Genomic DNA, 18,214 nt, shown 5'->3' with positions numbered 1-18,214 from the left:
CGGATCTTCGGAACCGCCTTTTTGTATTTACCCACCGGCTTTCAGTGTTTCATAACCAACGCGGGCCTTCTCTGCCAGCGTCAGCAATCTGTCCTTGCAGGTTTTCGCATCATAGTCGGCGGGTTGTTTCGGCGAAGCGATCACTGCCCTGAGCCAGCTGCGTACGGTACTGTCCGCCTCATCGGCCGATTTCCCGAGCCCTTTCAGAATAGTTTCGCTGCTTTCGATGGCCGAGTAATGCGGCTCGCGTCCGAGAGCGTCCTGACACTGATAGGAAACGATGACGAGATTTTTTGCGTCGGCGATTACGCCGCTCTTGCTGGTGTTGCCGCCGGTTGTCGTGCATGCCGGCAAGATCGCAGCCACCAATACAATAGCCAAAACTGAAAATCGCATCTGCTCCCCCATCACTGGAGCGCAGGCTAGTCAACCAGCGTCGTGGTGTCGAGAGGGTCGATTTGGAGAAAGATCCTGACGCCAGAGCGAGGCTCTTTATGTTGCAGACTCTGATTTCTGGACGTTTTCGGAAAATTCCAGCCTAGCCCAATTCTCAAAAGCGGTAACGTATGCCGAATTGGCATTCGAGCCTTCGCCCATATCCCCAAATGTTCCGTTTCCACCAGAACGGTGATGCAACTGCCAGGTCAATTCCGCACCAAAGACCTGGATGGCGCCACCAAATGCATTCTTGACGAAGGACCCGCCGAAAATTGTGATATCGTTGCGGTCGGTGCCTGACCTGGCTTCAGAAAAGGGTCCGCAGTAGCGAAATATATGAAGGGGGACTTTTCTGCGGCAAGGGATGAATTGATTGAGGTTCCAAAAAGAGCGATTCCAACGAGTGTTGCGATAACAGCCAAACGGCGGAATTTCATGCTTGCCCCCACGTTCCTGAGGAGAAAACGATTCGGGATATGATACAAACATTTCATCCAAAGGGAATCCTGGAAATCTCTTTGTCCGGTGCCGGACTATCGAGGGTTCGAGGAGGGGTGTGATTTCCTAAATCGAATTGATTAGAGACACTTAGTCGAACTTTATGTCGCGGAACAAGGTGCCATTTGTGTGCGTTGACCCACCATGACCAATCTCGATTTTCTGGCTGTCACGATTGAAATTGACGAGACGGGTGAGTTGCGGAACGTGAGCTCCGTCGCTGAGGCCGCCGAAATCCTTCGCCAGAATTGGCCAGTAGACCGCGGCAAGGAACTTTCCAGAGCGCGGCGCGCCTGCCTCGATGCAATGGAAGGGACGGGCAGCCTGGAAGAGGCGAGAACTGCCTTCGTCGCTGCCGCCAAGGAAGCCGGCATATTGGTCTGGAACAGCGCTTGGCAATTTTGATCTCGGCTAGATGCTCCGTAATCCGATTTTTGGGTTAGACGGAACAAAATCCTTGCAAACATGGGGTTTCATCTTTAGTCAGCGTCCTCGGAGAGGTGGCCGAGTGGTCGAAGGCGCTCCCCTGCTAAGGGAGTAGACCCGTTAAACGGTCTCGAGGGTTCGAATCCCTTCCTCTCCGCCATTAACTTGCTTAACATGTTGATTTTGTTCAATAAAAGTATTTTTCCCCGGTATCAACCCCACTTTTAGTCTCACTTTGTAGCAGTCTATGAAGGAGGATGTTTTGTCTGCCGAGTCGCGCGCCCTTTTCAAAAAAATGCTTATGGATACCCCGATTATGACGAGGGGATCGTATCTGCAGACCCAGCAATCCGCATGTTTGACAAAAGGCACGGCAATAATAGCAATGCTCGACGAGTGCATTTCTCGCGATGAAGACGGAGGCATACGAGTAAGCGCGACGTTCCAGACCATACATTCCGAATTCTGGTTTTGGGTGCTCGGTGCATATGAGGTGTCACGAAATATCTCGATGCTGCGCGCTGGGTTTCCGGCTGAATTGCACAAATTAATCGAAGGCAACCTAACTTATTTTACTTCCATTCGCGTGCCGTTTGCAAAGCTTCAGTATGCTGGGGTTAAACTCCGTGCGCAAATTGCAAGTGGTAACTATCTTTCGGTCAGTAGTATCCAAGCCGATCCACCAGAGATGGTGTTTAAAATCGATGTTGGCGCGCACCAGCGTTACGGGATTCGCTCCTCGATTGATCGCTTCGAAAAATTCAATGAAGAAGTAAACAACTCTTTGCGTCGCGATATAGAGGCTAATTGGGAAGTTTATTTAGAGGCGTTGGTTGAGGACGACGAGGTTGCTGAGGAACAATAACAGCTTGGCGTCAGCGCGACCCTCTAATGAAACCAAGCTTATTCCGCCGCTCACTTAGGCAGAAAGCCCCGCGACTCCAAGTCCGCCACGATTAGCATCTCTATATAAGCCGCGACCGTTCGCCGGTCTGCCTTTGCACTTTCTCCAGCGCAACCTTGACCGCAGGCTCCACTCTGACGGCCCACTTTGAAAGTGGGATTGGGACGAATCATAGAAGCGAGCGGGCAGCGCCGTTAGCGTGCGTCGCGCTTGGCTTGTGCTACCTGTGCAGCCGCACGCTGGCGCCCGCGTTCCATTGGCCGGATAAGACTGTTTACCTTGGTGTTAGGCTTCGCACGCATGCCTTGATGTGCATATCGCGTGTTGAACTCATTGCCTCTTGTCGGTGCCTGCTGCTTTAACGCCAGCACGTTGCGTGCGTTTTCGACCAGTGTGATGCTGGCTGCCAGGCGGCGACGTCGCTCCACTTCAGTGTTCAGCCGCCGCATTGTCATCGCGAGAACGGCGACTTTCAGCTGAGATCCATCATCCCGGGCCGAAACTGCACTGCCCTTCGGGTCGGCCTTGCCGCGCATTTCGCGGCGGCGGCGGTTAGCCTCGGTTTGCGCCTTGTCACGCTGTTGACGTGCAAGCTTCACCAGGTTGGACAGGTCCGCATCATTCATCTCCTGCAGCGCAGGATGGTGAGATTGCTCCACCAAGATACGCTCTTCCGCGTTCAGTGCGCGCAGTTCTTCCTTGCGTGAGATGGCCATGCTGTGTCCCCTCCATAGCATTGTCGCCGGACTTTCCTATGAATGACGCACGGGGTCAAGTTTGGCGCCGACACTGTCCCAGTCTCCGGCACGCAGGGCAAAGCCAAATCATCTCTGTTCGATACGCTTCAGCACGGAGTCGAGAGCAAGCGTCAGAGCCTTTGTTCCACCATTTTGCTTGAACTCTTCGAAGACCTGCTCGTTCAGACCGCCCTTTGTCGAAAACTCGGAAGCCATTGCCTCAAACGACTGTTCGTTTGAGGTGTCCGTTACATGGGACAGACCGCCAAAAAGCTGTTTTAAATAGATACGTGCCTGATCGTAGGGCATTCCCTCGGCTTCAAGCCAGCGTGCGCTTGTTTCGAGCAAGCCGAAATATGTGGCCATCAGCGCGCTCGCGGCGCCAAAAAGGTCATACTGCTTGAGGTCTTCGGCCTGCAATGCAGTCCCAAGCGAAGAGAACAAGTCAGCAATCTCATCGTTGGGCGGATAGATTGCCGTTGCTCCGCGCAGTTCCGCCACAAATGGCAGGGGAATCGTCCTGGTAATGGTTACGGGCACGCCGATCCAACTGGCAAGGGACTCGATCGGGACAGCCGCAATAAAGCTCACCACCTGCTGGTGCTCGCGAAATTTGAGCTCTTTTACCACTTTCTCTGCGATTTGCGGTCTTACCGCAAGAAAGATGATGTGGGCGCTGTCCACGACATCCTGATTGTCACGCCCCACGCGCACCACCGGAAACATTTCTGCCAATCGCGCCGCAACCTCCTGACTGCGAGGGGAGACGACGATAGTCTCGATATCGGATATTGATTTCATCAAGCCAGTGACGACAGCCTCGGTTATGGCACCCGTTCCTACAAAACCCAGTTTCATTGTTCCCCGCAAAGTTTGATGTGTCCGTGTAGCATAACTCAATCAGGTCGCCGGGCCATGCAAAGTGGATCGGGACTGTGCATGACTTACTTGTTCGCCGGGCCCTTGTTGCCCGACTCAAAGCCCGTCCATGTCGAGCCGATGTTCAACCAGGTGTTCTTCGGTTGCAGCGTCTTGAATCCGACGCTGCCCGGGCCCAATGCCGATCCTCGTTCGAAGACGTTCTTGTAGAGAATCGTGTTGTATTTGCGTGAACTGTAGAGCGGCGGCGCCTTGAAGCTTCCGGTGTAGGTCCACATGAGTTGAAAAGCGTCGATGAAGCCGAATTTCAGATTGGTGAAGCGGTTTCCTTCAAAAACCGTTCCGTTGTAATCGGCCCCGTTGTAACCCCAGGATTCAAATTCGACGCCGATATGCGCGAGCCTGTTGAATGTGTTCTTGCGGTAGACATTGCCAAGACCGCCCCAGACACCCGCAACACCTGAATCGGTAAAGGTCGTGCCGACATAAAGCCCGCTATTGCTGTCGCTGACCGTGTTGCTGGAATATTGCAGGAAATACGGGCTGAGGCCATTGGCCGAGCTCAAGGCGACAGTCATCATGCCATGGCGCATTTGCGAAATATTGTTCCGGTCGACGACCGCATCATAGACATTGCCGTAGAGCAGGACGGCGGTGGAGTCGGAATCATGCTTGAAATAGCTTGGACGGCCCTGAAAAGTGTTGTTGTAGATGGCCACCTGCGAAGCCGCCGCCGCAAGGGCGAACCGGCTGGAGCGATCTGGCACGACGTTCCAGGCTTTGTCCAATGTCGCCGTGTTGTCGTTTACCGAAACGATACGCCGATGCTGGCCCGCGCCTCTGCCGCCGACGATAACCAGATCCTGGCCCCCGGCCTTGTCGGAGGCCGCGAGTGACGAGAAGCTGACCGTGTTCGCCGTGGCCGCCTTGAATCCGTCCTTCAGGTCGCTGCCGACCATCTCGAAACATATTTGTTCACCCTTGTTGCAGTCGACCTTGTTGCAATTATGCGGGGCGGCCTGGTGCGAGACATTGTCGCCCCAATACATGTTTTCCATGCTGCCGGCGTGACCTTGGGCAACAAAGAAACGGCCGATGCCGTGTCCGTCGTCGCGTGTTTCGTCAGCATTGGCGAGATCGTTACCCACCATCGAAAACTCGCGCCCGCCCCAAAGCGCAACCACGGACTCCCCGTAACCAGTCATGCGAAAGCGATTGTTGGTCATGAATATCTGCCGGCTATTGCCGTAGAACGATCCATTCTCGATCAACTCGGAGCTGTCGATATAAAGGCCCGATGCGTCGTGCGCTTCGAGAGCCGGTGCGCCCCAGGCTTTCAACCGCATGGCTTGCAGGCGCAGGTTCTTGACGCCGGGTATCCACAGCAGCGGGGTAGAACCGGTATTGCCATTGGCATTGAGCGTCAGTTTTTCGAACTGCGCATTGCGGTTTGCGTCGACAACCATGCTGCCGGAAACCTTTTTGCCGAGTCTGATCTCGGTCGCATCCATGCCGTCGCCGAGCCAGTGCACGTTGTCGGGCGCTCTGAGCACCGAATCGATGAGATAGGTTCCGACCGGGAAGTGGATAGTGGCGGGCGCAACGCTTACCGCAGCCGTCAATGCCGCCTCGATAGCGGCGGTATCGTCGGTCACACCATCGCCCTTTGCGCCAAAACTCCTTACGTCGATCATCTTCTGGTCTTGCCGGGCCCATGGAGATTGATCGGCGATGGCCAGGTTCAACGGACCGCTCCAGCCGAAACGACCTCCATGGCCATTGTGGACCCAAACTTCGTAACTCCCGGCCGTGAGGTTGGGCACCTTGAAGTCGACCTTGAAGGGATTGACTGAATCCGGCGTCACAAACTTCCCGGCGCCGTTTGTGGGCTTGATGTAAATGAACGATGCCGATGTGCCGTTGGACTTCGCCAGATTGCGCCCGTAGACCGAAATCGTCGCTCCTGGAACAGCATTGTCGGGTCCGAGCCACCAGCTTTCCGTGCGGTTGATCGCGAAAGCCTTGCCGCCCGCCTCATCACGTTTCGGCCGGATCAGATACATCGACCAGGCGGGGAGGGATGCCGGCAGCAGCACGGTGGCCGCCGTGTCATCGGCCCGCAGCGGCGGGATTGAAATAACCGATCCTTCCTGCCCGGACGGCACCTGCGAAAAGATATCGAAGCTGGTCGCTCCATCCAGCTCGACGCCAGTCATCGAGACGATTTCGTCGTGGTCTGTCGTTCTCGATATTTCGGCGATAGCTGGCGCGGACTGACTTACAGTGAAGGCAGGCGGATCGAAGGCGTCTATACCTTGTGGCAGATCTGGCTCGGGGTTGGGTAGGGGAAAGCCGAAATCGCTTGGCCGAGCTTTCTCATCCGCTCTCGATACCTCCGGCAAAAGTACCGTGCCGACCCACGCTACTACAATCAGGGCGAGACATTTCGTAAATCGGCTCATGGCTCACCCTGAAGGAGGGCATATCGAGATTCAAGTCATGGCGAGGCGAAAATGGTGGGTTTCGAGAACCGGAGCGCAGCGTACTTAAGGTACGTGAGCACCGGAAGCGCAGAAAACCATCATTTGCAGCCCGTCAGGACTTTAATATGGATGTGTCTAGGCCAATCCGATCCGTTTTGCGCCCTGCCTGAACACAGCCTCGGTGTCGGGTGTGAACTGGAACGTCGCAAGAAAATCATCGACGCAGTACTGGGGTAGTGTCTTGCGTATGGACACGGCAAAGGCATTGGCTTCGTCGATCCGCCCGGCCAGTGCCAGGCAGTGCGCGGCTATGGAGAGAATGATGGCGTGCGCGTTGGGCCGCGCCGCTGCTCTCAGTGCCCATTCCGCCGCTTCCTCGAATTGACCGAGACGAACATGGGCCATGGCGCGGGCGCCCAGCATGCCGAACAACAGCGGATCGACCGGGCTCAAATGACGCGAGTGGTCGGACGATCCGATCGCGGCCGTAGGATCGCCTGACTGGGACTGGACGAACGACAGCGCATAATGGCCGAGCGCGAAATTCGGGCTGAGCTCGACAGCTCTTTCAAGCTCGACAAGCGATTCATCCTGCCGATGCCGCAGCCACAGGGCCCGGCCCATGGCCCAGTGCGCTGCCGGATTGTTATCGTCGACGATAAGGCTCTGGCCAGCCGCAGCGTAGGCCTGGTCACTTTCCCTTGCATAATCGCCCCACCGTTGAAAGGCGTTCTGCCAATGGGTGAACGAGAGGCCCGCATGCGCTCTGGCAAAAGTTGGATCGAGCCGCACAGCCACCCCGAAAAAGTGTTGCGCAAGCTCGTTCTCCTGCCGCGTAAACCTGTACATGTGCCAGAGGCCACGGTGGTAGGCCTCCCAGGCATTCAATGAGCTTGGCGATTTGAGCATCGCGCGGTTGCGCTCGACCAGTTCGATTTCGCTGGAGATTGACGAAACGATCCTGTCGCCGATTTCGTCGAGAATAAGGAATGTGTCATCGAGTTTGTGATCGAAGACCTCCGCCCACACGATGCGTGCGGTTCGCACCTCGACAAGCTCCGCCCGCACGAGAATGCGGTTTTGCTGATACCGCACGCTGCCGCTGGCAACGTAATCCACGTTCAGGCGACGGCCAGCATCCTCGGGGCCGATGTTTCGCTCCGCCAGGGCAAAAACCGAACCGCGTGCGATCACAAAGAAGCTTTTCAGCCGGGCAAGGCGGGTGATGATGTCGTGGGTCAGGCCGTCTGCAAGGCCGCCTCGTATCAGCTCGCTGCTTGTCTCCAGCACAAAGGGCATGACGGCAAGTGACGCGTGATGATCCGCACCGGCAATCGGCGTCGTTGGTGAAATCAAATCGATGCGCGGAGCGGCGGGAATGTAGATGTGTCCTGCAGCCGTCGATTGTCGCCCGTTCTTGATTGCGGGCCATGCCTCCCGTACCGGCGTGAAATCCAGTCCTTCCGCCTCGAACAACCGCGCGGCGGTTGCAAGGTGTTCTTCGCATTCCACTATCTGACCGCGCTCCGCAAGCGTTGCCAGCAACGCCAGATGCGCGCGCTTGTCGAATGGCGCGAGCCCGACCCATGCGTTCAGGATGGATGAAATCTCGTCCGAATCAGCCGGCAGTTTCCTGGCCAGATGTTCAAGCACGGCAGCGTGGCAGGAGCGGAACCGGCGCCGTTGGGCGATCAGCCAATGATTGAAATGCGGGCTGCGATCGATCTCCAGTCCTTCAAGAAAATCACCGGCGAAGTGCCGGGAAAGCTCGCGCAACCGCGGTAGGTCGAGGGTCTCGATACCTTCGTTCGCAGCCGAAGCAATATGAAGGACATCGACGAAACAGCCATCGAGATCGAGCCGGATCGTGTCGTCGGTGGTTTCAATTCTTTGGTGGCCCGGTTCGTTGAGGACGCCGCGCAGCTTGCTGAGACACCAGCGCAGTTCGCCGCGTGGATCGTTCGGTACATCCCACAACAGATCGCAGAGGCGGCTGCGTCCGACCGCATGCGGTGTCAGCGCCAGATAGGCGAAAAGAGCGCGCACCTTGCGCGACGCGGGAAGGTCCAGCGGAACCCCGTTGTGGACGATTGTCAGCGGACCAAGCATCCGTACGGAAACCCCGGCATCTGGGCCCGCTAGCTCCAACAATGCAGATTCCACGTGCGTTTCCACGCTTGTTCCCACGATGCGCCCCACGTTTTTCTTCTATCATGGAAATCGAAAAGTTGCATCCTGCGCCAGACGTGCAGGGTGCGGCTGGCATAATTTTCGTAAAAACAAACAACCATAGGGGAACAGGAACATGACAACGCAAGCGACAATCAGAACGACGAACGGGCGGGGACGCCTCTTCGACAGCATTCTTGATACGGTCGGCGATACGCCGGTGATCAGGATCAACAATCTCGCTCCCGACCATGCCAAAATCTACGTGAAGGCCGAGTTCTTCAATCCGGCCTCGTCGGTGAAGGACAGGCTTGCGCTCAACATCATCGAAGCGGCCGAGCGCAATGGCACGCTGAAGCCGGGTCAAACCGTCGTGGAGGCCACCAGCGGCAACACCGGGATCGGCCTTGCCATGGTCTGCGCGCAGAAAGGCTACCCGCTGGTCGTGACCATGGCCGACAGTTTTTCCATCGAGCGGCGCAAGCTCATGCGCATGCTGGGAGCCAAGGTCGTGCTGACGCCCCGCGCACAAAAGGGGTTCGGCATGTACCGGAAGGCCGTTGAACTCGCGGAGATGAACGGCTGGTTCCTCGCCCGTCAATTCGAAACGGAAGCCAATGCCGATATCCATGAGTCGACCACTGCCCGCGAGATCATCAATGATTTTGCCGGATCGCGGCTCGATTACTTCGTGACCGGGTACGGGACCGGCGGCACTGTCGCTGGCGTTGGCCGTGTCTTGCGCCGGGAGCGGCCGGAAACGCGGATCGTTCTCAGTGAACCGGCCAATGCTCAACTGCTCGGCAGTGGCAAGGCGCAGGAACGCGGCGCGGGAAACGCGCCCGCTGCCAGTCATCCGGCCTTCGAACCGCATCCTATCCAGGGTTGGACGCCGGATTTCATTCCATATGTGTTGCAAGAAGCCATCGACGACAGCTTCTATGATCAGGTCGTGCCGATCGCCGGGCCGGAAGGCATCAAATGGGCGCGGGCGCTGGCGCAAAAGGAGGGCATATTCACCGGCATTTCCGGTGGCGCGACTTTTGCCGTGGCGCATCGCATCGCCGAAACGGCGCCTGCTGGTTCGGTGATCCTGTGCATGCTTCCAGATACGGGCGAACGCTACATGACAACCCCGCTGTTCGAAGGCATCGAGGCAGAAATGGATGAAGAGGAAACGGCGCTTTCGCGCTCGACCCCCGGCTACCAGTTCGCTGCGGAATGACCGGAGATCCGAAATGGACACATCGCTCAAGCCGGTAGCAAGGAACGTCGAAGAAACGCTCGATCCGGAGGACTGGACGGGCGTCCAGACGCTGTCGCATCAGGTCATCGACGATGCCGTGGGTTACCTGCGCAATGTTCGCGAGCGCCCGGTCTGGCAGGACATGCCAGACCGGGTCAGGGCTTCCTTCGCCGCTCCCCTGCCGCAATCGCCGGCACCGCTTGCCGACGTCTATCGCGAGGTAACGGATACGGTCATGTCCTATCCCATGGGCAACATCCACCCGCGTTTCTGGTCGTGGTACATGGGATCGAGCAACTTCACCGGGGCACTCGGAGATTTTCTGGCGGCCATTCAGGGTTCCAACCTTGGCGGCGGCAACCATGCGGCGGCGCTCATGGATCAACAGGTCGTCAACTGGTGCAAGGAGATGCTGGGCTTTCCGGCCTCGGCCAGCGGCACGCTGGTCAGCGGTGGCTCGATGGCCAATATCATCGGCCTGACCGTAGCGCGGAACGCCAAGGCTGGTATTGACGTGCGCGAGCAGGGGGTCGCCGCGATCGAAAAGCCACTGCGATTCTATGGGTCGGATCAGGTCCACAGTTGCCACCGCAAGGCGATGGAGGCGCTTGGCCTCGGGAACCGTGCGCTCCGGCGTATCGGCACTGACGATGAGTTGCGCATAGACCTTTCCGCATTGCGCGCGGCAATCGCGGAAGATCGTGCGGCAGGTTTTCAGCCCGCCTGCGTGATCGGAACCGCCGGCACCGTCAACACCGGCGCCTTCGACGATCTGCAAGGGCTGGCGACGCTGGCAGCGGAGGAGGGGCTCTGGTTCCATGTCGATGGTTGCATCGGAGCGCTCATCGCCATCGCGCCAGAAAACAGATGGCGCGTTGCCGGCATAGAGCGCGCGGACTCCGTTGCGCTCGATCCGCACAAGTGGCTCCATGCTCCCTTCGAAGTCGGTTGTGCGCTGGTCCGCGATGCGACTGCGCATCGTGAGACATTTGCAGTGACGCCGGAATTTCTGGAGATGACGTCGCGCGGGCTTGCATCTGCCAACTGGCTGCATGACTACGGGCTGCAAACCTCACGCGGGTTCCGCGCGTTGAAAGTATGGATGTCGCTGAAGGAACATGGTGTTCTGAAATTTGGCCGTCTCATCGACCAGAACATCCGGCAGGGCCACTACCTCAATAGTTTGGTCGAAGCCGAGCCGCTTCTCGAACTGGTCGCAACCACCAACATCAACATCGTCTGCTATCGCTATCGTCCTGAAGGATTTTCCGGCGAACGGCTCAAGGCACTCAACACCGAGATCATGCTCAGATTGCAGGAGGAAGGGACAGCCTCCATTTCGGACACGACTGTTCATGGCGAGCATTGCCTGCGTGTCGCAATCAACAATCATCGCACCCGCCAGGGCGATCTCGACCTGTTGATACGCGAAACCTTGCGCCTGGGAGCCGAGATCGCCAGCAGAAGCCAGAGCATCTGAGGTTTCGAGGGGGCATGAAACACTCCCACCCGCAGCTTCGCTGCCCCATCAAGGGGGAGGTGGGCGCTTGGTCCTGTCGGCTCTTTACCCTCCCCTTGATGGGGAGGGTCGGACCGAAGGTTCGGGGTGGGGTGGCAGAGTAGCGTCCACCGAAACCCGAAATTCTCCAGCGCAACTTACGACGGGCAGGCGGCGCCGGTCGCGACCCAGGCCTTGATCAGTTCGCCGAAGGCTTCCTGCGTTCCGGGTACAGGCTCCCGGCCGTCGCCCGGATGCCAACCCCAGCCAACGAGATCGTCATGCGCCATGTGCTCGACGATCTCGTCCAGGTTCTTGCCGCCATTGCGCTGCGGATCCTTGATCTGGTTGCAGATGGCGCCGAGAGACTTGCCCTCCCAGGCCATTTCGATGGGGGCGAGATGCCAGTTCGGATTGCCGGGAATGCTCTTGATCGTCTCGGCTTGCCCGATGACTTTCACATTCTCGGCTCCGTGGCAGGTGTTGCACTGCATTCCGGGCATGCCCATGCCGCCTTCACCGCGGGATACCGGCGGCTGGTGCGGATGCATGGAAATATCCTGCAGCGGCCTGTCAGTTGCCGGATGGCAATTGACACAGCGCGGATGCTCGATGACCTTGCCGGCCTCCTCGAAAAGCGCAACTGATCGCTGCTTTTCGTCAGTGATTGATTGGAAGGACGATGCGGGCTTGAGCTCCTCTTTTGCCACCGCGGGCTTGTCCTGGGCGAGCGAAATACTCGAGACGGCAAGCCCGCCATTGACCGCAAGACACATTGCGAGCGAGATGTAAGCGATGTTGCGTTTCATCCTGCGTCCCCTCAAGCTGAAAGCACGTTGACGATCGGCAGCTGCCGGACAGGATTATTGGTCAGTCGCCGCCATGCATTGGCAACCGCGGGGCCGACCGGGGGTACACCCGGTTCGCCGACACCGGTCGGTTTTTCGGTAGATGGGATGATCGCGACTTCGACCGCCGGCATCTCGTTGATGCGCAATGACCGGTAGTCGTGGAAGTTGGACTGGACGATCTTGCCGCCATCTCCAAGCGTGATAGCATCGAACAGCACCGCGCCGAGACCGTAGCCAATGCCGCCTTCCATCTGTGCCGCGATGACATTGGGATTGACCGCAACACCGCAATCGACGGCACACCACACCTTGTGCACGCGGGGCGCGCCATCTTCACCGAGCGAAATCTCGACGATCTGCGCGACATAGCTGTCGAAGCTCTTGACGATTGCGACGCCGCGCTGGCGTCCCTCAGGCACTGGCGAACCCCAATCGGCCATTTCGGCGACCTTCTTGAGTGTTCCCACATGACGGGGCTCTTTGCTCAAAAGCGCCAGCCGGCCGTCGACAGGATCCTTGCCGACCTTCTGCAGCAATTCATCGACAAAGGTCTCGACCGCGAAGCCCGTATGCGTATGCCCGACCGAGCGCCACCACAATGGCGGTACCTCCAGCTTGGTATTGTGCGAAATCACGCGCAGGTTTGGAATTGTGTAGGGCAGGTTCGAAGCGCCTTCGACCGAACTTTCGTCGAGGTCAGCCTTGCCCATGATCGACTGGCCGACGATTGTCTGGTCCCAGCCGACGATCTGGCCATCGGCATCCATCGCGCCGCGCATCTTGTGCACATACATAGGCCGGTAGTAGCCGCCGCGAATGTCGTCCTCGCGCGTCCACATGTGCTTCAACGGGCGCCTGCCGTCGGTTGCGCCGAAAACAGCCGCGGCCTCCTGCATATATGGCGAGCCGAACTGCGCCTTGCGCCCAAAGCTGCCGCCGGTGATTTGCGTGTTCAGCCGGACTTTCGCAGGATCGAGGTTCAAGACCTTTGCAGCGGTTTTCTGGTCCATCCCGGGGAATTGCGCGCCGTTATAGACATCGACCGATCCATCGGCTCTCTTGATGAACACCGCGTCGAGCGGCTCCATGGGCGCATGCGCGAGGAACGGAAAAACCATCGTTGCTTCGAGCGATTGCACGCCCTGGCCGCTGAATGCCTTGTCGACATCGCCGTTATTCGTGGCCTCAAGGCCCTTTTCCGCGAACATCTTGGTGTAGTCCGCCGTCAACTGGTCGCTTGATCGGGTTTCGGCCTTGGAAAGATCCCATTCGACCTTCACGGCGGCGCGGCCCTTCAATGCGGCAAAGGTGTTGTCGGCGTAAACCGCGACACCTTGCGGTACCTGTTTGACATCGACGACGCCCGGCACCTTGCGCGCCTCGCTGTCGTCAAAGGATTTGACCGTCGCACCAAAATGCGCGGGATGCTCGACGACTGCATAGAGCATGTTGTCGGCAGTTATATCGAGCGTATAAACGGCGGTGCCGTTGGTCTTGCCGAGCGTATCGAGCTTTGGAAGCTCCTGCCCGATGAGCACGAAATCCTTCGGGTCTTTCAGTGCGGGTTCGGCAGGCGGGGTCTGCGTCGCTGCCTTGGCAGCCAGCGCGCCGAAGCCGCTTTCCTTGCCGGAGGCGACATGTTTGATGCGGCCTTTCGAAACCGTGATCTCGCTTGCCGGAACGTTCCATTCCGCTGCCGCAGCGGATACCAGCATGGCGCGGGCTGTGGCGCCCGCCTTGCGAAGCTGCTCGTAGGAATTGGCAATGGAGGTCGAGCCGCCGGTGCCCTGGAGCCCAAAGGCAAGGTTGGCGTATATCTTGTCATCCGCCGGCGAATGCACCGCACGCATCTGGCTCCAGTCCGCATCGAGCTCTTCAGCGACGATCGTTGCCAATCCGGTGAAGGGACCCTGGCCAAATTCGATATGCTTCGACAGCACGGTGACCGTATCGTCAGCGCCGATCTTGACGAAGGCGTTCATTGGCGAAAGCGTTTCCGCGCCGCCAGCCTGGACACCTTCGAGTGCTTGAGCAGAAAACACTTTTGGCGCGAGCGTGAAGCCGATGACGAGCCCCGCACCTGCGAGGAAGGACCGGCGTGTCGTTTTGATGGTGTGAATGGTCATCGCTTAGCCCTCCATCGTGTCGGCGGCGTTATGGATCGCCTGCCGGATACGGTGATAGGTAGCGCAGCGGCAGATATTGCCCGCCATCGCGCCGTCGATATCATCATCGGTCGGTTTCGGCGTCGTTTGCAGAAGCGCTACGGCCGACATGATTTGTCCGGATTGACAGTACCCGCATTGCGGCACGTCGATCGCAACCCAGGCTTTGTGAATGGCCTCGGCTTCCTTGCCTTCGATGCCTTCGATGGTCACGACGTCCGATCCTTCGACCGTTGATATCGGCGTGATGCAACTGCGGCGCGAGGTGCCGTCCATATGGACCGTGCAGGCGCCGCACTGGGCAATGCCGCATCCATATTTCGTGCCGGTGAGCTTTTCGAAATCGCGTATGACCCAAAGCAACGGGGTCTCGGGATCCCCGTCGAAGGTCCGTTCTTGTCCATTGAGTTTGAAGGTGATCATGTTCGTGTCCCGCATCTGGCTGCGCACGTGGGGCGTGCTGGCTTGAGTTGGTCTGTCCTGAGCGTCCAGGCTGCATCGAACATGGTAGGTGTCCGGCGAGGGGTCAAGACACGTTTCTGCTACCAGAACCAGAAAGCAGCTCGCCAGCCCGAAAAAATTTTCGAGAGGCTGTCGGGTGCTCTGGTTGCTGTTCGTCTTAACTGCATTGGCTCACATAAGTTCCATTGTCCGAGGAGACGAACATGAAAATTCTTTCAAGCCTCATTGCAGTTGCGGCGGTTGCATTGACCATCACATCGGCTCACGCCGCGCCCGCGGTAAAAAGCGGGCACGTCGAAGCAGGTGGCATCAACTACTACTATGAAATACAGGGAGAAGGTGCAGGCAAGCCGCTGCTTCTGCTGCATGGTGGGCTTGGATCCACCGATATGTTCCAGCCGATCATGCCGCGCCTCATCGAAGGTCGGCAGGTTATCGCTGTCGACCTGCAGGGCCATGGCCGCACCGAGCTCGGCAATCGTCCGATGAGCCTTGAAGCGATGGGTGACGACATGGCGGCGATCCTGAAGTCGCTTGGCCACGACAAGGCCGACGTTCTTGGCTATTCGTTCGGCGGCGGTGTAGCGTTCCGGCTGGCCGTACAGCACCCCGAAATTGTCGATCGCGTGGCGCTGGTTTCGGCAGGCTATGCGCAGGACGGGTTCTATCCTGAAATGATCAAGATGCAGGCGGCTGTGGGTGCAGGCATGGCCGACATGATGAAGGAGACGCCCATGTACAAATCCTATGTCGCCGTCGCTCCGAAACCCGAGGACTTCCCCCGGCTCCTTGGCGCGATGGGTGATTTCATGCGCAAGCCCTACGATTATTCCGCCGACGTCGCGAAACTGAAGATGCCGGTAATGTTGGTGTTTGCCGATAGCGACATGTACCGTCCCGAACATGTGGTCAAATTCTACCAGCTGCTCGGCGGCGGGCTCAGAGATGCGGGCTGGATGCGCGAGACCATGTCGCAGAACCGCCTCGCCATCATCCCCAACCGCACGCATTACGACATTTTCTTTGCGCCGGAGCTGGCAGAGACCGTCATGCCGTTTCTTGACGGGCAGGATAAGGTGAAGACCTGGGACGATTTGGTGAATGCGGCCAACTAGGTCGTGAACCCATAAACCGGGACTGACCGGGATTGAGTGGATTTCGGTCAGACAGCTTTCGAGAGTTGGTTTCGGGATGGAAAGCTGACGGTCATGCTCAGAGAGAGTTGAAGCTTCGAACCGCAGACAATTTCATTCGCTTGGAACCGGCGTGTTGCATAGCCGTTGCATGCAAACAGGCAACACTTCAGCGGAGGAGAATATGGCTCGACAAGAAGGTCCCGGACTCCTGGCTCCGTCGATGCGCGAACCCGTTGGCGACCTCGATGTGGTTTCAGAAGATGAATGGAACGTTGCCCGCGAGAAGCTGCTCGTGGAGGAAAAGGCCTTGATGAAGGCCAAGGACCGCCTGGCCGCCAAGCGCAGGCTCCTGCCGGTGACCGAAGTAGACCGCAATTACAAATTCACAGGCCCAGATGGCGATATGGATCTGCTGGGGCTGTTCGAAGGACGACGACAGCTAATCGTCTATCGTTTCTTCTATGCGCCCGATGTCGAGAATTGGCCGGATGGGGCGTGCAGCGGTTGCTCGCTGTTTGCTGACACTGTCGTTCATCCTGCCCATCTTGCAGCACGCGACACGACCCTCGCCTTCGTCACTGCTGCTCCTGTCGACAAGATCAAGAGCCTGCGCCAACGGATGGGATGGAACCATATTCCTTTCTATTCGCTGCCCGACGAGCGGTTCTCTCAGGATTTCAATGTTGAAGAAATGTTTGGCATCAATGTCTTCATCCGGCGCGGTGAACGTATTTTCCGCACGTATTTCCTGAACGGACGCGGCATTGAAGAAATAGGTCCCGTCTGGTCATTTCTCGACATGACGCCGTTGGGCCGGCAGGAGACCTGGCAGGACGTGCCGCCCGGGCGTCCTCAGGGCGATCCCTACACGTGGTGGCGTCTTCACGACAATTATGGCCCTGCCGCCAACCCTCCGCAACCGAAGGGAGACGGATAAGTCGGGCGAGCCTCTGAACGCTTTGCAAAACGTCAGCGGGATCGCGGTCTCCGTCCAGTCAATTTCTCGCCGTCAGTTCATCCAGCGCGGCGCTTCCGCAGTGGCTCTCGGGAGCGTATGATATTCAGCCGTGTCGAACGGCGGGAGACAGCCAATGGTAGCGACAGACAAAATTTTCGCGGGGGCAATTCCGGAAATTTACGACCGGCTCGTTGTGCCGATGATCTTTGAGCCCTATGCGCAGGATCTTGCCGACCGGGTGGCTCAATTCAAGCCGCAAAACGTGCTGGAGATCGCCGCCGGCACCGGTGTCCTCACGCGGGCCATGGCTTCCCGGCTCGATGCAGACACACGGATCGTTGCATCGGATCTCAACCAGCCGATGCTTGATCGGGCAAGTTCGAGGCAGTCCGACGATAGTCGCATCGTCTGGCTGCAAGCGGATGCCCTCGCGCTCCCCTTCGAGCCGCAAATGTTCGATGTCGTAGCGTGTCAATTCGGGGTCATGTTCTACCCGAACAAGGTCCAGGGGCATAAGGAAGCCTACCGCGTCCTGAAGCCCGGTGGACATTATTTTTTCAATGTCTGGGACAAGCTGACCACCAGTGATTTCACCCAAGTGGTGACAAACGCGCTGGAAGAGATGTTTCCGGACGACCCGCCTCGTTTCATGGCAAGGACGCCACACGGTTACTGGGATCAGAAGACGATCCGCGACGAATTGTCGGCCGCGGGTTTCAGGTCGATCAGCATTGAAACGCTCGACAAGACCAGCCGTGCGAAGTCTGCGCGCGATGCGGCGACCGCACTTTGCCAGGGAACGCCGTTGCGAATGGAGATCGAAGGCCGCTCGCCGGCCGGTCTCGAGGCCGCCACCGAACATGCAGAACAGGCCTTGATGCAACGGTTTGGAAACGGCGTCATCGAGGGCGGGATGAGGGCCCACATTGTCGCCGCCGTGCGGTAGCACGTCTCAGGTTTTGACTGAACCGCGCCTCCCTCTCCGTCATCCTCGGGCTTGACCCGAGGACCCATTCTCGCGCTCAAATCACACACCGCATTTCTTGTTGCCACAGGAAAGTGTGGGTCCTCGGGTCAAGCCCGAGGATGACGGAGCGGTCGGGCATGAGATGAAGCAGAGGTGGCGGACGCCGGTATGTTCAGTCAAAAACCGAAACTCGCTAGACTAGCGCGCAACGACCGGCTGAACCTCGAAATTATGCCGGGTGTTTCCGATAGTCAGAACAGTTCCCCACAACACAAACAAGACGGCTGCCAGCAACACAGCCATGATCAGGAAGTCCCGAAGTTCCAAAGGTTCAATGTCGCGATTCCGCATATCACTGGTCCCCGATTCGTTTGTCTGTATTGTGCGGAAACCGTTA

The 18,214-nt window shown here is 58.0% G+C and carries 17 protein-coding genes and 1 tRNA gene; 8 read left to right on the top strand and 10 right to left on the bottom strand.

Annotated elements, in window-relative coordinates:
- Window positions 1-27: 27 nt before the first annotated feature.
- Both N8E88_RS30275 and N8E88_RS30270 read right to left on the bottom strand, forming a co-directional pair.
- Entirely contained in the window at window positions 28-396 is a 369-nt protein-coding gene (locus N8E88_RS30275) for a hypothetical protein (RefSeq protein ID WP_262293753.1), read from the bottom strand.
- Between the two features lie 96 nt (window positions 397-492).
- Window positions 493-936, bottom strand: coding sequence for a hypothetical protein (locus N8E88_RS30270; RefSeq protein ID WP_262293752.1), 444 nt, complete (start codon window positions 934-936; stop codon window positions 493-495).
- A gap of 144 nt (window positions 937-1,080) precedes the next feature.
- Between N8E88_RS30270 and N8E88_RS30265 the strand changes: the two genes are divergently transcribed.
- From N8E88_RS30265 to N8E88_RS30255, 3 genes are all read left to right on the top strand, one after another.
- Window positions 1,081-1,341 (top strand): DUF982 domain-containing protein, encoded by a 261-nt coding sequence (locus tag N8E88_RS30265; protein WP_262293751.1) that lies wholly within the window; start codon window positions 1,081-1,083, stop codon window positions 1,339-1,341.
- An 89-nt stretch (window positions 1,342-1,430) separates the two neighbouring features.
- Window positions 1,431-1,522 (top strand) — tRNA-Ser (locus N8E88_RS30260).
- A gap of 102 nt (window positions 1,523-1,624) precedes the next feature.
- Complete coding sequence (locus N8E88_RS30255) at window positions 1,625-2,227, top strand: hypothetical protein (protein WP_262293750.1); 603 nt, start codon at window positions 1,625-1,627, stop codon at window positions 2,225-2,227.
- Window positions 2,228-2,460: 233 nt separating this feature from the next.
- On the opposite strand, the gene N8E88_RS30250 is transcribed toward N8E88_RS30255, so the two are convergent.
- From N8E88_RS30250 to N8E88_RS30235, 4 genes are all read right to left on the bottom strand, one after another.
- Window positions 2,461-2,982, bottom strand: a complete 522-nt coding sequence (locus N8E88_RS30250) for a hypothetical protein (protein WP_262293749.1) — start codon at window positions 2,980-2,982, stop codon at window positions 2,461-2,463.
- Between the two features lie 108 nt (window positions 2,983-3,090).
- Entirely contained in the window at window positions 3,091-3,861 is a 771-nt protein-coding gene (locus N8E88_RS30245; protein ID WP_262293748.1) for a pyrroline-5-carboxylate reductase, read from the bottom strand.
- Window positions 3,862-3,947: 86 nt separating this feature from the next.
- Window positions 3,948-6,344 (bottom strand): glycosyl hydrolase family 28-related protein, encoded by a 2,397-nt coding sequence (locus N8E88_RS30240; RefSeq protein WP_262293747.1) that lies wholly within the window; start codon window positions 6,342-6,344, stop codon window positions 3,948-3,950.
- A 156-nt stretch (window positions 6,345-6,500) separates the two neighbouring features.
- A complete protein-coding gene (locus N8E88_RS30235; protein WP_262295686.1) occupies window positions 6,501-8,474 on the bottom strand; it encodes a transcriptional regulator in 1,974 nt (657 codons plus the stop codon).
- Window positions 8,475-8,670: 196 nt separating this feature from the next.
- On the opposite strand from N8E88_RS30235, the gene cysK reads away from it, so the two are divergent.
- Both cysK and N8E88_RS30225 read left to right on the top strand, forming a co-directional pair.
- The gene (gene cysK, locus N8E88_RS30230; protein WP_262293746.1) at window positions 8,671-9,759 is read left to right on the top strand and encodes a cysteine synthase A; all 1,089 of its coding nucleotides are present in this window, start codon (window positions 8,671-8,673) and stop codon (window positions 9,757-9,759) included.
- A 13-nt stretch (window positions 9,760-9,772) separates the two neighbouring features.
- Window positions 9,773-11,260 carry a pyridoxal phosphate-dependent decarboxylase family protein gene (locus N8E88_RS30225; RefSeq protein ID WP_262293745.1) on the top strand — a complete coding sequence of 496 codons (1,488 nt, stop codon included), beginning with the start codon at window positions 9,773-9,775 and terminating at the stop codon, window positions 11,258-11,260.
- Window positions 11,261-11,436: 176 nt separating this feature from the next.
- Here the strand turns inward: N8E88_RS30225 and N8E88_RS30220 are convergent, their stop codons facing one another.
- From N8E88_RS30220 to N8E88_RS30210, 3 genes are read right to left on the bottom strand one after another with little or no spacing between them, the layout of a single operon-like run.
- On the bottom strand, window positions 11,437-12,087 hold the full coding sequence (locus tag N8E88_RS30220; RefSeq protein WP_262293744.1) for an Isoquinoline 1-oxidoreductase subunit: 651 nt from the start codon (window positions 12,085-12,087) through the stop codon (window positions 11,437-11,439).
- 11 nt (window positions 12,088-12,098) lie between these two features.
- A complete protein-coding gene (locus N8E88_RS30215) occupies window positions 12,099-14,255 on the bottom strand; it encodes a xanthine dehydrogenase family protein molybdopterin-binding subunit (protein WP_262293743.1) in 2,157 nt (718 codons plus the stop codon).
- A 3-nt stretch (window positions 14,256-14,258) separates the two neighbouring features.
- Window positions 14,259-14,717 (bottom strand): (2Fe-2S)-binding protein, encoded by a 459-nt coding sequence (locus N8E88_RS30210; protein WP_262293742.1) that lies wholly within the window; start codon window positions 14,715-14,717, stop codon window positions 14,259-14,261.
- A 242-nt stretch (window positions 14,718-14,959) separates the two neighbouring features.
- Between N8E88_RS30210 and N8E88_RS30205 the strand changes: the two genes are divergently transcribed.
- The 3 genes from N8E88_RS30205 to N8E88_RS30195 all read left to right on the top strand — a co-directional run bounded on the left by N8E88_RS30205 (window position 14,960) and on the right by N8E88_RS30195 (window position 17,796).
- Window positions 14,960-15,871, top strand: coding sequence for an alpha/beta fold hydrolase (locus N8E88_RS30205; RefSeq protein ID WP_262293741.1), 912 nt, complete (start codon window positions 14,960-14,962; stop codon window positions 15,869-15,871).
- A gap of 202 nt (window positions 15,872-16,073) precedes the next feature.
- Window positions 16,074-16,829 carry a DUF899 domain-containing protein gene (locus N8E88_RS30200; RefSeq protein ID WP_262293740.1) on the top strand — a complete coding sequence of 252 codons (756 nt, stop codon included), beginning with the start codon at window positions 16,074-16,076 and terminating at the stop codon, window positions 16,827-16,829.
- Between the two features lie 154 nt (window positions 16,830-16,983).
- A complete protein-coding gene (locus tag N8E88_RS30195; protein WP_262293739.1) occupies window positions 16,984-17,796 on the top strand; it encodes a class I SAM-dependent methyltransferase in 813 nt (270 codons plus the stop codon).
- Between the two features lie 219 nt (window positions 17,797-18,015).
- On the opposite strand, the gene N8E88_RS30190 is transcribed toward N8E88_RS30195, so the two are convergent.
- Window positions 18,016-18,168 carry a hypothetical protein gene (locus N8E88_RS30190; RefSeq protein WP_224505641.1) on the bottom strand — a complete coding sequence of 51 codons (153 nt, stop codon included), beginning with the start codon at window positions 18,166-18,168 and terminating at the stop codon, window positions 18,016-18,018.
- Between the last annotated feature and the right edge of the window lie 46 nt (window positions 18,169-18,214).

The organism is Phyllobacterium zundukense, from assembly GCF_025452195.1.
GTDB lineage: Bacteria > Pseudomonadota > Alphaproteobacteria > Rhizobiales > Rhizobiaceae > Phyllobacterium > Phyllobacterium zundukense_A.
This window is presented reverse-complemented; position numbering and strand designations above follow the sequence as displayed.

Coding starts and splice junctions, on each gene's coding strand:
- N8E88_RS30275 (WP_262293753.1), bottom strand. CDS start 396: ATGCGATTTTCAGTTTTGGCTATTGTATTGGTGGCTGCGATCTTGCCG.
- N8E88_RS30265 (WP_262293751.1), top strand. CDS start 1,081: ATGACCAATCTCGATTTTCTGGCTGTCACGATTGAAATTGACGAGACG.
- N8E88_RS30250 (WP_262293749.1), bottom strand. CDS start 2,982: ATGGCCATCTCACGCAAGGAAGAACTGCGCGCACTGAACGCGGAAGAG.
- N8E88_RS30245 (WP_262293748.1), bottom strand. CDS start 3,861: ATGAAACTGGGTTTTGTAGGAACGGGTGCCATAACCGAGGCTGTCGTC.
- N8E88_RS30240 (WP_262293747.1), bottom strand. CDS start 6,344: ATGAGCCGATTTACGAAATGTCTCGCCCTGATTGTAGTAGCGTGGGTC.
- N8E88_RS30235 (WP_262295686.1), bottom strand. CDS start 8,474: ATGCTTGGTCCGCTGACAATCGTCCACAACGGGGTTCCGCTGGACCTT.
- cysK (WP_262293746.1), top strand. CDS start 8,671: ATGACAACGCAAGCGACAATCAGAACGACGAACGGGCGGGGACGCCTC.
- N8E88_RS30225 (WP_262293745.1), top strand. CDS start 9,773: ATGGACACATCGCTCAAGCCGGTAGCAAGGAACGTCGAAGAAACGCTC.
- N8E88_RS30220 (WP_262293744.1), bottom strand. CDS start 12,087: ATGAAACGCAACATCGCTTACATCTCGCTCGCAATGTGTCTTGCGGTC.
- N8E88_RS30215 (WP_262293743.1), bottom strand. CDS start 14,255: ATGACCATTCACACCATCAAAACGACACGCCGGTCCTTCCTCGCAGGT.
- N8E88_RS30210 (WP_262293742.1), bottom strand. CDS start 14,717: ATGATCACCTTCAAACTCAATGGACAAGAACGGACCTTCGACGGGGAT.
- N8E88_RS30205 (WP_262293741.1), top strand. CDS start 14,960: ATGAAAATTCTTTCAAGCCTCATTGCAGTTGCGGCGGTTGCATTGACC.
- N8E88_RS30200 (WP_262293740.1), top strand. CDS start 16,074: ATGGCTCGACAAGAAGGTCCCGGACTCCTGGCTCCGTCGATGCGCGAA.
- N8E88_RS30195 (WP_262293739.1), top strand. CDS start 16,984: ATGGTAGCGACAGACAAAATTTTCGCGGGGGCAATTCCGGAAATTTAC.
- N8E88_RS30190 (WP_224505641.1), bottom strand. CDS start 18,168: ATGCGGAATCGCGACATTGAACCTTTGGAACTTCGGGACTTCCTGATC.